Origin of the sequence: Pseudomonas sp. D4-21, assembly GCF_051132125.1 — a bacterium.
Classification (GTDB): Bacteria; Pseudomonadota; Gammaproteobacteria; order Pseudomonadales; family Pseudomonadaceae; genus Aquipseudomonas.
In genome coordinates, this window is the sequence record NZ_CP071664.1 from 487289 (window position 1) to 502425 (window position 15137).

The 15137-nt window shown below is 62.2% G+C and carries 12 protein-coding genes; 10 read left to right on the top strand and 2 right to left on the bottom strand.

From position 1 onward, the window contains the following. Window positions 1-195: 195 nt before the first annotated feature. Window positions 196-2415 carry a primosomal protein N' gene (locus J3Q04_RS02240; protein ID WP_434608207.1) on the bottom strand — a complete coding sequence of 740 codons (2220 nt, stop codon included), beginning with the start codon at window positions 2413-2415 and terminating at the stop codon, window positions 196-198. A 272-nt stretch (window positions 2416-2687) separates the two neighbouring features. Here J3Q04_RS02240 and rpmE point away from each other — a divergent pair, with 272 nt between their 5' ends. From rpmE to J3Q04_RS02255, 3 genes are all read left to right on the top strand, one after another. Next, complete coding sequence (gene rpmE / locus J3Q04_RS02245) at window positions 2688-2912, top strand: 50S ribosomal protein L31 (protein WP_305497356.1); 225 nt, start codon at window positions 2688-2690, stop codon at window positions 2910-2912. 41 nt (window positions 2913-2953) lie between these two features. Continuing rightward, window positions 2954-3736 (top strand): thermonuclease family protein, encoded by a 783-nt coding sequence (locus tag J3Q04_RS02250; protein WP_420767037.1) that lies wholly within the window; start codon window positions 2954-2956, stop codon window positions 3734-3736. A 185-nt stretch (window positions 3737-3921) separates the two neighbouring features. After that, window positions 3922-5190, top strand: coding sequence for a malic enzyme-like NAD(P)-binding protein (locus tag J3Q04_RS02255; RefSeq protein WP_420767038.1), 1269 nt, complete (start codon window positions 3922-3924; stop codon window positions 5188-5190). 662 nt (window positions 5191-5852) lie between these two features. Here J3Q04_RS02255 and J3Q04_RS02260 read toward each other — a convergent pair. Beyond that, window positions 5853-8297 carry a penicillin-binding protein 1A gene (locus tag J3Q04_RS02260; protein ID WP_434564161.1) on the bottom strand — a complete coding sequence of 815 codons (2445 nt, stop codon included), beginning with the start codon at window positions 8295-8297 and terminating at the stop codon, window positions 5853-5855. Between the two features lie 207 nt (window positions 8298-8504). On the opposite strand from J3Q04_RS02260, the gene J3Q04_RS02265 reads away from it, so the two are divergent. The 7 genes from J3Q04_RS02265 (at window position 8505) to aroB (ending at window position 15136) form a co-directional block, all read left to right on the top strand. Continuing rightward, entirely contained in the window at window positions 8505-9569 is a 1065-nt protein-coding gene (locus J3Q04_RS02265) for a pilus assembly protein PilM (RefSeq protein ID WP_434608205.1), read from the top strand. Next, the gene (locus J3Q04_RS02270) at window positions 9569-10135 is read left to right on the top strand and encodes a PilN domain-containing protein (protein WP_434608203.1); all 567 of its coding nucleotides are present in this window, start codon (window positions 9569-9571) and stop codon (window positions 10133-10135) included. The genes J3Q04_RS02265 and J3Q04_RS02270 overlap by 1 nt, the downstream gene beginning before the upstream one ends. Then, the gene (gene pilO, locus J3Q04_RS02275; protein WP_434608201.1) at window positions 10132-10755 is read left to right on the top strand and encodes a type 4a pilus biogenesis protein PilO; all 624 of its coding nucleotides are present in this window, start codon (window positions 10132-10134) and stop codon (window positions 10753-10755) included. Before J3Q04_RS02270 ends, pilO begins: the two co-directional genes overlap by 4 nt. Next, entirely contained in the window at window positions 10755-11279 is a 525-nt protein-coding gene (locus tag J3Q04_RS02280; protein WP_420767099.1) for a pilus assembly protein PilP, read from the top strand. Before pilO ends, J3Q04_RS02280 begins: the two co-directional genes overlap by 1 nt. A gap of 13 nt (window positions 11280-11292) precedes the next feature. Next, window positions 11293-13365: a type IV pilus secretin PilQ gene (pilQ, locus tag J3Q04_RS02285; RefSeq protein WP_434608199.1), complete on the top strand. Its 2073-nt coding sequence runs from the start codon at window positions 11293-11295 to the stop codon at window positions 13363-13365. Between the two features lie 4 nt (window positions 13366-13369). After that, entirely contained in the window at window positions 13370-13888 is a 519-nt protein-coding gene (gene aroK / locus J3Q04_RS02290; protein ID WP_420767043.1) for a shikimate kinase AroK, read from the top strand. A 147-nt stretch (window positions 13889-14035) separates the two neighbouring features. Further along, a complete protein-coding gene (gene aroB, locus J3Q04_RS02295; protein ID WP_420767044.1) occupies window positions 14036-15136 on the top strand; it encodes a 3-dehydroquinate synthase in 1101 nt (366 codons plus the stop codon). The last annotated feature ends 1 nt before the right edge of the window (window position 15137 follow it).

Sequence of the window (15137 nt, forward strand, 5' to 3'; positions counted from 1 at the left end):
ACCGCAGGCGCGGCGGCGCTTCGATGCGCTGGTGGAAAAACTGGGCATTATCCGTGGCGCGGGCGAGCTTGCCAACTGTAGCGGGTTGGTTGGGGATGTGTGGTGGTTGTTCGGACGCCTTCGCGAGCCGGCTCGCTCCCACATTGAAATGAGGTTTCTGTGGGAGCGAGCCTGCTCGCGAAGGCGGCGCCTGGGTCAGTACAAATCCACCGGATCCACATCCAGCGACCAGCGCACCGCCCGCCCGCTGGGCATCTGTTCGAGCACCAGCAACCAGGCATTCAACAGCCGATGCAGCGGCGCCCGGGCATTGGCCTGCAATAAAAGCTGGGCACGATAGCGCCCGGCGCGTCGTTCCATCGGCGCTGGCACCGGGCCCAAGAGTTCGATGCCGGTGAGGTTCTGTTCCGCCAGCAGACGCTCCGCCTCGCTGCACGCTTCATCCAGAAAACCTTCAGCCTGCCCCGGTTTGTGAGCCTCGGCCCGCAACAGCGCCAGGTGGGCGAACGGTGGCAGCCCGGCGCCTCGGCGTTCGCTCAACGCCTGCTCGGCGAAGGCAAAATAGCCTTGCTCGGTCAGTTGTATCAGCAGCGGATGATCCGCCAGGTGGGTCTGGATGATCACTTTGCCTGGCTCTTCGGCGCGCCCGGCGCGGCCTGCGACCTGGACGATCAGCTGCGCCATGCGCTCGCTGGCGCGGAAATCGCCGGAAAACAGCCCGCCGTCGGCATCCAGGATCGACACCAGCGTGACACGGGGGAAGTGATGCCCCTTGGCGAGCATCTGCGTGCCCACCAGGATGCAGGGCTGGCCTTTTTGGATGGTGGCGAACAGATTGTTCATCGCATCCTTTCGGGAAGTGCTGTCGCGATCCACGCGTAGCACCGGATAGTCGGGAAACAAAATGCCCAGCCGCTCTTCGGCGCGCTCGGTGCCGGCGCCCACGGGACGCAAGTCGACTTTCCCGCATTGCGGGCAGTTCCTCGGCACACGCTCGGAGTGCCCGCAGTGGTGGCAGCGCAGTTCGCCGTAGCGTTGATGGACGGTCATTCGTGCATCACAGCGCTCGCAACCGGACATCCAGCCGCAATCATGGCACAGCAGGGTCGGGGCGAACCCCCTGCGGTTGAGGAAGACCAGGACCTGTTGCCCGGCTGCCAGGGTCTGGCCGATGGCTTGCTGCATCGGTCCGGAAATGCCGCTGTCCAGTGGACGACTTTTCACATCCAGGCGCAGGAAGCGTGGTTGCTTGGCGCCGCCGGCTCGTTCGTTGAGGCGCAGCAGGCCGTAGCGACCGGTGTAGGCGTTGTGCAGGCTTTCCAGCGAGGGCGTGGCCGAGCCAAGGACGATGGGAATGTTTTCCTGACGGGCGCGCACCAGCGCCAGATCCCGCGCGTGATAGCGCAGGCCTTCCTGCTGTTTATAAGAACCGTCGTGCTCTTCGTCGATGATGATCAGACCGGGATTTTTCATCGGTGTGAACAGCGCCGAGCGGGTGCCGATGATGATATCTGCCTCGCCGTCCCGGGCGGCGAGCCAGGCTTCCAGGCGCTCGCGATCGTTGACCGCCGAGTGCACCAGGGCGATTCGCGCATTGAAGCGTTGTTCGAAGCGCGCCAGGGTTTGTGGGCCGAGGTTGATCTCCGGGATCAGCACCAGGGCTTGTTTGCCGGCTTCGAGGGTCTGGCGGATCAGTTGCAGGTAGACCTCGGTCTTGCCGCTGCCGGTGACGCCCGCCAACAAAAAGGCGTGGTAGCTGTCGAAGCCCGCGCGAATGGCCTCGCAAGCGGCCCGTTGCTCAGCGTTGAGTGGCAGTTCCGGCTGGGCCAGCCAGTGTTCATGGCGTGCGCTCGGAGCATGCCGGCGGACTTCCACCTGGACCAGGTCCTTGGCCAACAACAGGTCGAGGCTGTCCTTACTGAGCATCAACTTGCTCAATAACGGGTGCGCCACGCCATGGGGATGCTGGGCCAGGGTCGCCAGGGCTTCGCGCTGGCGCGGTGCGCGGGCGATACGCGGATCCTCCAGCGAGGCGCCCGGTGCCGCCGACCAGAACCGCTCCTGGCGCGCCTCGGCCGGTTCGCCCTGGCGCAACAGCGCCGGCAGGGCCCAACTCAGGGTGTCACCCAGGCTGTGCTGATAATACTGGGCGGTCCACAGGCATAATTTGAGCAGCGGCGCCGGCAGCGGTGGCGTCGCATCGAGTAGGGCCAGGGCTGGCTTGAGCTTATCGACCGGCACTTCGCTTTGATCGCTGACTTCCACCAGGATGCCGATCATTTCCCGCCGGCCGAACGGCACGCGCAGACGCATGCCCGGTTGCAACTGGGCACGCGGCACTCCAGCCGGGGCGCGGTAATCGAACAGGCGGCGCAGGGGCGATGGCAAGGCGAGGCGCAGGATGGCGTCGGGCACGCGGGGATCTCGGTAAACGGACAAATTCGCAAGTCAATGTGGGAGCGAGCTTGCTCGCGATGGCGGCCTGTCAGTCAACATGCATGTGGCAGATCCACCGCTATCGCGAGCAAGCTTGCTCCCACAGGGGTGTGGTGGGGGCGAGCCTAGCAGACGGTTGGTACAAGGCATAGCTTGCGTGAATGACGATGTCTGGTAGAATCCGCGGCCTAATTACGTGCGGTATTCAACAATAGTGTTGGGTGGCGGCACGCTAGCCTGAGGAAAACACCATGAAAACCGATATCCATCCAGACTACCCAGTTGTTGCAGTCACCTGCAGCTGCGGCAACAAGTTCGAAACCCGTTCGACCTACGGCAAAGCCCTGGCGATCGACGTTTGCAACGAATGCCACCCGTTCTACACCGGTAAGCAAAAGACTCTGGATACCGGCGGTCGCGTTCAGAAGTTCGCCGATCGTTTCGGTGCTTTCGGCAAAGTTACTCCGAAAGCCTGAGGCTAATCATTTTGGAAAGTCTTTCGGGCTATTCCAGACTGATGAAAAAGGCGTCCCTTGCGGGCGCCTTTTTTGTGTCCGCGATTTGGCTTTGTGGTGCTCAGGCGTCCTGCCCTTCGCCGGGTGAGCTGCCCGAAGTGGCCGTTCAGCGGGTCGTGGACGGCGACACCGTGTACCTCGAGGACGGTCGTCGCATCCGCATGATCGGCCTCAACAGCCCGGAGCTGGGCAAGCGCGGGCGTGCTGATGAACCGTTCGCCGTGGCGGCGCACCAGCGACTCGAGGCCTTGGTGGCCGCCAGCGCCGGCCGGGTCAAGGTATTGCCGGGTCGGGACGACCGCGATGATTACGGGCGCACGCTTGCTCATGTCTACGACCGCCAGGGCCGGAACCTGGAAGAACAGTTGATTGCCGAGGGGCTGGGTTTCCTGGTGGCGGTCGCGCCGAACGTTGAGTTGGTGGAGTGTCAGCAGGCGGCGGAGCGCCAGGCGCGGCAAGCAAGGCTCGGGATCTGGAAGAAATCCCCGGTCACGCGAGCCGAGCAAATTAAGGCGCCCGGCTTTGCGTTGGTCAGCGGCCGTGTAGACAGCGTGCAACGCAATCGCGGCGGTATCTGGATCGAACTGCAAGGCGCGGTTGTCCTGCACATCGCTCCCAACCTGCAGCGCAATTTCGATGCGTCGATGTTGAAGCGCCTGCAAGGCCGGACAGTCGAGGCGCGCGGTTGGGTCATCGATCGCTCTCGACGTGGAGCTACCAAGCAGGGGCAGGCGCGATGGATGTTGCCGCTGACCGATCCGGCAATGTTGCAGCCGGTGCTCTGAGAAAATAATTGTAGACATTTCTTTGCTCGATTGTATGCATCAAGCCCTTGTGTTTCGCTGCTCTTGGCCCAAAGTCGTAGGGCAGGGCGCTTGACAGGAGTGACTGGTCAGTCTTGTAGGGACTTTGCGAGGCGCGTATCCTCGGCGGTCCGTCTGTCCAACACAGTAAAAAGCGGAATGCCCACATGTCTGATCTGAAAACTGCCGCTCTCGAATATCACGCTAATCCTCGTCCAGGAAAGCTGAGTGTCGAGCTCACCAAGGCCACCGCTACTGCCCGCGACTTGTCGCTGGCCTACAGCCCCGGCGTAGCCGAACCAGTGCGTGAAATCGCTCGCGACCCTGAGCTGGCCTACAAATACACCGGCAAGGGCAACCTGGTTGCAGTCATTTCCGATGGCACCGCGATTCTCGGCCTGGGTGACCTCGGCCCGCTGGCTTCCAAGCCAGTCATGGAAGGCAAGGGAGTCCTGTTCAAGCGTTTCGCCGGCATCGATGTGTTCGACATCGAAGTCGATTCCGAAAGCCCGCAAGCCTTCATCGACACCGTCAAGCGCATCTCCATCACCTTCGGCGGCATCAACCTGGAAGACATCAAGGCACCTGAGTGCTTCGAGATCGAGCGCGCCCTGATCGAACAGTGCGACATCCCGGTTTTCCATGATGACCAGCACGGTACTGCGATCGTGACCGCAGCCGGCATGATCAACGCCCTGGAAATCGCTGGCAAAACCCTGCCGGAAGCCAAGATCGTCTGCCTGGGCGCGGGCGCTGCGGCCATCTCCTGCATGAAATTGCTGGTGAGCATGGGCGCCAAGATCGAAAACATCTTCATGATCGACCGTACCGGCGTGATCCACTCCGGCCGTGACGACCTGAACCAATACAAGGCCGTGTTCGCCCACGCGACCGACAAGCGCTCCCTGGCGGACGCGCTGGACGGTGCGGACGTGTTCGTCGGCCTGTCGGGCCCGAACCTGCTGACCCCGGAAAACCTGCTGCGCATGGCGCCGAACCCAATCGTGTTTGCCTGCTCGAACCCGGATCCGGAGATCTCCCCAGAGCTGGCTCACGCGACTCGCAGCGACGTGATCATGGCCACCGGCCGTTCGGACTACCCGAACCAGGTCAACAACGTGCTGGGCTTCCCGTTCATCTTCCGTGGTGCCCTGGACGTTCGCGCCAAGCGCATCAACGAAGAAATGAAAGTCGCGGCCGCCAACGCCCTGCGCGAACTGGCCAAGCTGCCGGTGCCTCAGGAAGTGTGCGACGCCTACGGCGGCATCAAGCTGGAATTCGGTCGTGAGTACATCATCCCGAAACCCATGGACGCCCGCCTGATCACCCTGATCTCCGACGCCGTGGCCAAGGCCGCCATCGAGACGGGCGTGGCCACCCTGCCGTACCCGAAGAACTACCCGCTCAAGAGCGTGGATGACGTGTTCAACGGCTAAGCCGTTGTAGTGCTTCAACAAAAAGCCCAGGCTCTATGATGAGTCGGGGCTTTTTTGTGCGTGCCGGTTTTGTATGGCCACCAAAAATCCCTCTGTGGGAGCGAGTTTGCTCGCGATGACGATTTTCAATTATACCGAGGTCTCCCAAGCCCAGCGCTTGAACCCCAATCCAACCCCTGTGGCGAGGGAGCTTGCTCCCGCTCGGCTGCGCAGCAGTCGCAAGCCGGGCAATGCGGTCGGTCTATAAACATGCAGGGCCTGCTGCGCAGGCCAGCGGGAGCAAGCTCCCTCACCACGGGTTTTGGGTTGCCTGGGCCGCCGCCATCGCGAGCAAGCTCGCTCCCACATTGGTTCGGTGTTGGACATTGATTGTGCGACCGCTACAAATCCCCCTGTGGGAGCGAGCTTGCTCGCGATGACGATCTTCAATTCACCCCAGGCCTCTCAGCCCAACGCTCAAGTCTCAATCCAACCCTTTGGCGAGGGAGCTTGCTCCCGCTCGGCTGCGCAGCCGTCGCAAACCGGGCAATGCGGTCGGTCTATAGGCATGCAGGGGCCTGCTGCGCAGGCCAGCGGGAGCAAGCTCCCTCGCCACGGGTTTTGGGTTGCCTGGGCCGCCGCCATCGCGAGCAAGCTCGGCTCCCACAGGGAGGTGGGGTCGGTCAGAACAAATCGATCGGCGCCGCCTCGTCTGCCGGCAACGGGCTGCCCGGCGCTACGCCGTTGCCCAGCTCGTTGACCGACGGCGGGGTGTCTTCGCTCTTGAACAGTTCGAAGTACGCACCCGGCGTACCTGGCGTGGCCGCGCGGCCGCTGACCGGGTCGACTCGCAGACTGAGGATGCCTTCCGGTTCAGGCTGGGTGTGTGGCGGCTTGTCCTTGAGGGCGGCGCCCATGTAGCTCATCCAGATCGGCAGCGCCACGGTGCCACCGAACTCTCGCCGACCCAGGCTTTCGGGCTGGTCGAAACCGGTCCAGACGGTGGTCACGTAATCGGCGTTATAGCCGGAGAACCAGGCGTCCTTGGATTCGTTGGTGGTACCGGTCTTGCCCGCCAGGTCGGTGCGGCCCAAGGCGAGGGCTCGACGGCCGGTGCCGAGCTTGATCACGTCCTGCAGCATGCTGTTGAGAATGTAGGTGGTGCGTCCGTCAACGATGCGTTCGGCGATTGCCGGCGCTTGTGGTACGGCAGGGGCGGTGGTGGCTTCGCCACCTGTTGCGTTCACCGTGAAGGTCTCAGTGGCAGGCGCGGCGACGCCGTTGCTGGCCTCTTCGCCCGTGGGGACCCGTGGCGGGTTGGCAAGGAACAGCGTTTCGCCGTTGCGGCTTTCTATCTTATCGATGATATACGGAGTGATCTTGTACCCGCCGTTGGCAAATGTGCTCCAGCCCGTGGCGATCTCCATCGGCGTCAGCGTCGCGGTGCCCAGGGCCAGGGACAGGTTGCGCGGCAAGTCCTGCTTGTTGAAGCCGAACTTGCTGATGTAGTCGATGGTGCGGTCCACGCCCAGGGCCTGCAGCAGGCGAATCGATACAAGGTTGCGGGACTTGTACAAGGCTTCGCGCAGGCGAATCGGGCCAAGGAAGGTATTGGTGTCGTTCTTGGGGCGCCAGACCTTGTCCAGGTATTCGTCGACAAAGACGATCGGCGCATCGTTCACCAGGCTGGCAGCGGTGTAGCCGTTATCCAGCGCGGCGCTATAGACGAATGGCTTGAAGCTCGAACCCGGCTGGCGCTTGGCCTGCAAGGCACGGTTGTAGTTGCTCTGCTCGAATGCGAAGCCACCCACCAGCGAACGGATCGCGCCGTTTTGCGGGTCCAGGGAAACCAGCGCGCCCTGGGCGGCCGGGATCTGGCTGAACTTGAGGGAATTGTCCGGCTGGCGCTGCACCCGGACGAGGTCGCCGACCTGCGCCACGTCCGATGGCTGGCGAGGATTGGCCCCCATGCTGTTGGTATTGAGGAACGGACGGGCCCATTTCATGGTGTCCCAGGCCACGTGCTCTTCCGAATCGCCATTGCGTGTCAGGACCTTGATGCCGTCCTTGTCCACCTGGGTGACGATCGCCGGTTCCAGGCTGCTGATGGTGCGTTGCTTGGTCAGTTCCTGGGCCCAGGCTTCCTTGGTCTTGCCTGGCAGGCGCGATTCAGGGCCCCGGTAGCCATGGCGCTGGTCATAGGTCATCAAGCCTTCGTGCAGCGCGGTATTGGCCATTTCCTGCAGATCGCTCGGCACCGTGGTGGTGACGCGGAAACCTTCGGTGTAGGCGTCGCTGCCATAGCGACCGACCATCTCGGCACGGGCCATCTCGGCGATGTACGGGGCGTTCACTTCTGGAGTCGGGACGTGGTAGCTGGCGTTCAGCGGCTCATTGACCGCGGCGGTGTAGTCCGCTTCGCTGATCTTGCCGAGCTTGTACATGCGCCCCAGGATCCAGTCGCGACGTTCCTTGCTGCGCGCCGGATTGGCCAGCGGATTGAAGCGCGACGGCGCCTTGGGCAGGCCGGCGATCATCGCCATCTGCGCCAGGCTCACATCGCGGATCGACTTGCCGTAATACACCTGGGCTGCCGCCTCGATGCCGTAGGCGCGGTTGCCCAGGTAAATCTTGTTCACGTACAGCTCGAGGATCTCGTCCTTGGTCAGCTGCCGCTCGATTTGCAGGGCGAGGAGGATCTCGGTGGTCTTGCGCGAGAAGCTGCGCTCGCTGGTCAGGAAGAAATTCTTCGCCACCTGCATGGTGATGGTGCTGCCACCGGACTGGATGTGGCCGCTCTTGATCAGCTGGCTGGCGGCGCGCATCAGGCTGCCGGGATCGACGCCGTAGTGGTTGGCGAAATTGTCGTCTTCAGCACTTAGTAACGCATTGATGAAATTGGGCGGAATGTCGGCGAAACGGATCGGCGTACGGCGCATTTCGCCAAATTCGGCGATCAACTTGTTGTCGCTGCTGTACACCCGCAGGGGAATCTGCAACTGAATACTTCTCAGCGCCTCCACGGACGGCAATCCCGGACTAAGGTAAAGAAACGCACCGCTCAGGCCCAAGAGCAGTCCGCAGAAAACGGCGACGATGGACCATCCGAAAAATTTCAGCAGACGAATCAAGGCTTTTGGATATCCAGGCAAAGAATGAAAAGGCGCCAGGTGCAGGGAAGAACCCGTGCTTGCAACAAAGCGAAAAAAAACGCTGGGCATTATAAGCATTTTTTTTCGTCGGGAACGCCATCCGGACGTTCGTCGGACCGGGGGGATTGAACGCAACGCTTATTAGAGAGTCCGTAACTCACGGATAGTCATAGGGAATTGGTAGTGCTACGACTCTTCAATAAAAAAGCCCATGCGCTTCTGGGAATCGACATCAGCTCGACGTCGGTGAAGCTGCTCGAATTGAGTCGCCAGGGTGATCGTTATCGCGTCGAGTCGTATGCGGTCGAGCCTCTGCCGGCCAATGCCGTGATCGAAAAGAACATTGCCGAGCTCGAAGGCGTGGGGCAGGCGCTGTCGCGGGTGCTCGCCAAGGCCAGGACGCCCTTGCGCAACGTGGCGGTGGCCGTCGCGGGTTCGGCGGTCATCACCAAGACCATCGAGATGGATGCCGGGCTGTCCGATGACGAAATGGAAAACCAGCTCAAGATCGAAGCCGACCAGTACATTCCTTACCCCCTGGATGAGGTGGCGATCGATTTCGAAGTTATTGGCGTTTCGCCCCGCAGCACCGAGCGGGTCGAGGTGCTGCTGGCCGCGTGTCGCAAGGAAAATGTCGAGGTCCGCGAGGCCGCGCTGGCGCTCGCTGGGTTGACGGCCCGCGTGGTCGACGTGGAGGCCTACGCGCTGGAGCGTGCCTTTGGTCTGCTCGCGACCCAGTTGGCGGCGACTCAGGAGCGGTTGACGGTGGCGGTCGTCGACATCGGTGCCACGATGACCACCCTCAGCGTGTTGCACAACGGGCGCATCATCTATACCCGCGAGCAGTTGTTCGGTGGCCGCCAACTGACCGAGGAAATCCAGCGCCGCTACGGCCTGACGCCGGAGCAGGCCGGCCTGGCAAAAAAGCAGGGAGGGTTGCCAGACGACTATCTCGGCGAGGTGCTGCAGCCGTTTCGCGAAGCATTGGTCCAGCAGGTGTCGCGCTCGCTGCAATTTTTCTTTGCCTCCGGCCAGTACAGCGCGGTCGATCACATCCTGTTGGCCGGCGGCACGGCTTCGGTGGCGGGGCTGGATCGGCTGATCGAGCAGCGCCTGGGCACACCCACCCAGGTGGCCAATCCGTTCGCCAACATGGCCCTGAGCAGCAAGGTCAACGCGGGCGCCCTGGCCAGTGACGCGCCGGCGCTGATGATCGCCTGCGGGTTGGCCCTCAGGAGTTTCGACTGATGGCGCGGATCAACCTTCTACCCTGGCGCGAAGAGCTGCGCGAAGAGCGCCGCAAACGCTTTCTGCTGGCATTGGTCGGCGCGCTGGTCGGTGCGGTGGGCCTGACCTTGATCGCGGTGCAATATCTGAACAGTGCCATCGACTATCAAACAGCGCGCAACAGCCACCTGCGCGAGCAGATTGCCGTCCTGGACGAGCGCATCGAGCAGATCAGCGAGTTGAAGGCACGGCGGCAACAATTGCTGGAGCGCATGCGCATCATCCAGGACCTGCAGGGCAATCGGCCGGTCAGCGCGCGGATTTTCGATCAGTTGGCGCGGACCCTGCCCGACGGTGTGTATTTCACTGACGTCAAGATGGAAGAGGGCACCTTGTCCATAACAGGGGCGGCGGAGTCGAACAACCGGGTCTCTGACCTGATGCGCAACCTGGACTCATCGGACTTGTTCGACGCTCCGAGCCTGACGGAAGTGAAGGCCACCACGGCGGGCCAGCTCGACCAGGCGAACATCTTTCAGCTGACGGTTCGCCAGACCCGCCCGGCCGATGCGGAGGACGCCCAATGAAGCCTGGAGAATGGCTGGACGCACTGCGCAAGATCGACCTCAGCGACTTGGACACCAACAATATTGGTTCGTGGCCGGCACCGATCAAATGGCTGGCTGGCATTGTGCTGGTGATACTGGTTCTGGGGCTGGGCTATAACTTCGCCTTGAGTGACCTGCAGACTCAGTTGCAGCAAGTGCAGGAAGAGGAGAACACCCTCAAGGCGCAATTTGCGGGCAAGGCTCACATGGCGGCGAACCTGGAGCGCTACACCGAGCAGATGAAGCAGATGGAGACCTCGTTCGGCGTGTTGTTGCGGCAGTTGCCCAGCGACACCGAAGTGCCAGGCCTGTTGGAAGACATCACCCGCACCGGCCTGGGCAGTGGCCTGGAGTTCGAGGAAATCAAACTACTGCCGGAAGTCACCCAGCCGTTCTACATCGAGCTGCCGATCCAGATCACGGTGACGGGCGGCTACCATGACCTGGCGACATTCGTCAGCGGCGTGGCCGGGTTGCCGCGAATCGTGACTCTGCACGACTTCGAGATCGCCCCGATGGAGCCCGAGGAGGGGACGAAGCTGCGCATGAGCATCCAGGCCAAGACCTACCGGTACAACGAGCAGGAGGCGCAGCCATGATGTCGGCCTGGCGTGTGAGCCTGCTGGCCGGGTTGGTCGCGTTGGCCGGCTGTAACAGCGACGACGGCTTCAGTGACCTGGATGCCTACATGAACGAGGTGCGCCTGCGCCCACCTGGCAAGATCGAGCCAACGCCGACCTTCAAGCCCAACGAAACCTTCACCTACAGCGCCGCGAACCTGCGCAGCCCTTTCTCCAGGCAAGTGCGCATGGACCAGGCGGGTCGGCCGCAGGGCTCGCGCAACGTGCGGCCCGATCCCAACCGGGTCAAGCAGTACCTGGAAGGCTTTAATATCGAGCAGTTCGAGATGGTCGGGACGATCTCCAATGCCAGCGGTTCCTTTGCACTGGTACGAGGCGCGGGCGGCGTACATCGGCTGAAGGTGGGGGACTACCTGGGACGCAATGATGGGCGGGTCGTCGCGATCAGCGCCACGCAGGTCGATGTGGTCGAAATCGTTCCCGATGGCGAGGGCGCCTGGCTGGAGCGGCCGCGGACCATTCCTTTGAAAGAGCACTCATAGTGGAATTCGAACAATGAACAGGATTTTTCCAGCCCTCGGTATTTCGCTATGGATAGCGCTGTTGTCACCGATGGTTCAGGGGGCCAGCCTGAAGACGCTCGATGTCGCGGCGTTGCCGGGGGACCGTGTCGAGCTGAAGCTCAGCTTCGATGGTCCGCCGCCCCCACCTCGGGGCTATACCACCGAACAACCGGCGCGAATCGCGCTGGACCTGCCCGGCGTGACCAATCGATTGGCCAGCAAAAGCCATGACCTGGGCGGCGGCAACGCACGCAGCGCCACCGTGGTCGAGGCGGGGGACCGCACGCGGCTGATCATCGGCCTTACCCAGCTGGCGCCCTATGACACGCGGATCGAGGGCAACAACCTCTTCGTAGTGGTTGGCAAGGGCGCGACCGCCAGGGCCGCGGCGCAGGCACTGCGCCCTGCCGGAGCCGTACCGTCCCTCACCAGGGCCAGCGCTCCGGCAGGCAAGGCCATCCGGGGCGTGGACTTCCAGCGTGGGACCCAAGGGGAAGGCAATGTGGTCATTGACCTGTCCGACCCTTCCATTGCGCCCGATATCCAGGAGCGCGAAGGCAGGGTCATCCTCGACTTCCCCAGGACCCAGTTGCCCGAACCCCTGCGGGTGCGCCTGGACGTCAAGGATTTCGCCACCCCGGTGCAGTTCGTCAATGCCAGCGCGGGTTCCGACCGCGCCACCATCAGCATCGAACCCAGCGGCACCTTCGACTACTCGACCTACCAGACCGACAACAAGCTGACCGTGAGCGTCCGGCCAATGACGGTCGAAGACTTGCAGAAACGCAACAGCGACCGCGCCGCCTACAACGGGGAAAAGCTGTCACTCAACTTCCAGGACATTGAAGTGCGCTCGGTGCTGCAGTTGATCGCCGACTTCACCAACCTTAACCTGGTGGCCAGCGACACCGTGCAAGGCGGTATCACCCTGCGGTTGCAGAACGTGCCGTGGGACCAGGCGCTGGATCTCGTGCTCAAGACCAAGGGGCTCGACAAGCGCAAGGTCGGTAATGTCCTGTTGGTGGCGCCCGCCGACGAGATTGCGGCACGCGAGCGCCAGGAGCTTGAATCCCAGAAGCAGATTGCCGACCTGGCACCGCTGCGGCGTGAGCTGCTGCAGGTCAACTATGCCAAGGCCGCCGACATCGCCAAGTTGTTCCAGTCGGTCACCAGTGCCGAGGCGAAGGCCGACGAGCGGGGCACGATCACGGTCGATGAACGCACCAACAACATCATCGCCTACCAGACCCAGGACCGGCTCGACGAGCTGCGCCGGATCGTCGCGCAACTGGACATACCCGTGCGTCAAGTGATGATCGAGGCGCGAATCGTCGAGGCCAACGTCGATTACGACAAGAGCCTGGGCGTGCGCTGGGGGGGCTCGATACAGAACAAGGGCAACTGGAATTCTTCCGGCGTCACCACGGGAGACTCCACGACCATCGGCACGCCGGGCAGTACCGGCACCAACCAACCGTTCGTCGACCTCGGGGCTTCAGGCAACACCTCAGGGATTGGTATCGCGTTCATCACGGACAACGTGCTGCTGGACCTGGAACTGACCGCCATGGAAAAAACCGGCAACGGCGAAATCGTTTCCCAGCCCAAGGTGGTGACCTCCGACAAGGAGACCGCGAAAATCCTCAAGGGCACGGAAATTCCCTACCAGGAAGCCAGCTCCAGCGGCGCCACCTCGGTGTCGTTCAAGGAAGCATCGTTGTCGCTGGAGGTCACGCCGCAGATCACCCCGGACAACCGCATCATCATGGAAGTCAAGGTCACCAAGGATGAGCCGGATTATCTGAACAAAGTGCAGGATGTCCCGCCGATCAAGAAGAATGAGGTCAACGCCAAGGTGCTGGTCAATGACGGCGAGACCATTGTTATTGGTGGCGTTTTCTCAAATACTCAGAGCAAGGTTGTAGATAAGGTGCCATTTCTTGGCGATGTGCCGTATCTTGGCCGCCTTTTCCGGCGTGATGTGGTCTCGGAGAAAAAATCCGAGCTGCTGGTGTTTCTCACTCCGCGTATCATGAACAACCAGGCGATTGCTGTGAGTCGTTGATTCTGTGCGAAATTTGATTCTTGTTGGGCCGATGGGGGCTGGAAAAAGCACCATCGGTCGTTTGCTGGCCAAAGAGCTGCGCCTGCCATTCAAAGATTCCGACAAGGAAATTGAATTGCGCACGGGTGCTAATATCCCATGGATCTTCGATAAGGAAGGCGAGCCGGGCTTTCGGGACCGCGAGCAGGCGATGATTGCCGAGCTGTGCGATTTTGAAGGCGTGGTGCTGGCCACCGGCGGCGGCGCGGTCATGCGCGAAGCCAATCGTCGGGCGCTGCATGCCGGAGGGCGAGTGGTCTATCTGCATGCTTCCGTCGAACAGCAGGTTGGCCGTACCGCCCGCGATCGCAACCGGCCGCTGCTGCGTACGGCCGACCCGGCCAAGACCTTACGGGACCTGCTGGAAGTGCGTGACCCTCTGTATCGGGAAATCGCCGACCTGGTCATCGAAACCGACGAGCGGCCGCCACGGATGGTGGTACTGGAAATCCTCGATCGCCTGCAACAATTGCCCCCCCGTTAATGCGCGGCGCGAAATGCGCTATCCTCGGCGTCCCGCCTTGGCCCGTCTGGGGCGTGGCGGATGGCCATTAACTGGCGCCACAGCGGGCACCGTGTAATTTCGTCAATGCAGGCAGGACGCCTGATTTCATCTTCACTGTGGGGACACATGCAGACACTTAAGGTCGACCTGGGCGAGCGCAGCTACCCGATTCATATTGGCGAAGGCTTGCTGGACCAGCCCGAATTGCTGGCGCCGCACATCGCCGGGCGGCAAGTCGCGATCATCTCCAACGAAACCGTCGGCCCTTTGTATCTGGAACGCCTGGCACGCAGTCTGTCTGCCTATTCGGTCATTTCCGTCGTGTTGCCCGACGGCGAGGCCTTCAAGAACTGGGAAACCCTGCAACTGATTTTCGACGGCCTGCTGACTGCCCGGCATGACCGACGCACCACCGTGGTTGCCTTGGGTGGCGGTGTGATCGGCGACATGGCCGGTTTTGCGGCGGCTTGCTATCAGCGCGGTGTCGATTTCATCCAGATTCCCACCACGTTGCTGTCCCAGGTCGACTCGTCGGTGGGCGGCAAGACTGGCATCAATCATCCGCTGGGCAAGAACATGGTGGGCGCGTTCTACCAGCCCAACGTGGTGCTGATCGACACGGCAACGCTCAAGACCCTGCCGCCCCGTGAGTTGTCCGCGGGCTTGGCCGAGGTCATCAAGTACGGACTGATCTGCGACGAGCCTTTCCTCGGCTGGCTCGAAGACAACGTCGACCGCCTGCGCGCGCTGGATCAGGCGGCGCTGACTTACGCCATCGAGCGCTCCTGTGCCGCCAAAGCCGCGGTGGTCGGCGCCGATGAACGTGAATCGGGCGTGCGCGCCACGCTGAACCTGGGCCATACCTTCGGCCATGCCATTGAAACCCACATGGGCTATGGCGTCTGGCTGCATGGCGAGGCGGTTGCCGCAGGTACGGTCATGGCCCTGGAAATGTCCATGCGCCTGGGCTGGATCAGCGAGCAGGAGCGTGATCGTGGGATCCGTCTGTTCCAGCGTGCCGGGCTGCCGGTGGTGCCGCCCGAGGAAATGAGCGAGGCGGATTTCCTTGAACACATGGCAATCGACAAGAAAGTGATCGACGGTCGTCTGCGTCTGGTGCTGCTGCGCCGCATGGGCGAAGCGGTGGTGACCGACGATTATCCGAAAGAGGTTCTACAGGCCACGCTGGGAGCGGACTACCGCGCCCTGGCTCAGCTTAAAGGTTAAA

Coding starts and splice junctions, on each gene's coding strand:
- aroB (WP_420767044.1), top strand. CDS start 14,036: ATGCAGACACTTAAGGTCGACCTGGGCGAGCGCAGCTACCCGATTCAT.
- rpmE (WP_305497356.1), top strand. CDS start 2,688: ATGAAAACCGATATCCATCCAGACTACCCAGTTGTTGCAGTCACCTGC.
- J3Q04_RS02250 (WP_420767037.1), top strand. CDS start 2,954: ATGAAAAAGGCGTCCCTTGCGGGCGCCTTTTTTGTGTCCGCGATTTGG.
- J3Q04_RS02280 (WP_420767099.1), top strand. CDS start 10,755: ATGTCGGCCTGGCGTGTGAGCCTGCTGGCCGGGTTGGTCGCGTTGGCC.
- pilO (WP_434608201.1), top strand. CDS start 10,132: ATGAAGCCTGGAGAATGGCTGGACGCACTGCGCAAGATCGACCTCAGC.
- J3Q04_RS02270 (WP_434608203.1), top strand. CDS start 9,569: ATGGCGCGGATCAACCTTCTACCCTGGCGCGAAGAGCTGCGCGAAGAG.
- J3Q04_RS02255 (WP_420767038.1), top strand. CDS start 3,922: ATGTCTGATCTGAAAACTGCCGCTCTCGAATATCACGCTAATCCTCGT.
- pilQ (WP_434608199.1), top strand. CDS start 11,293: ATGAACAGGATTTTTCCAGCCCTCGGTATTTCGCTATGGATAGCGCTG.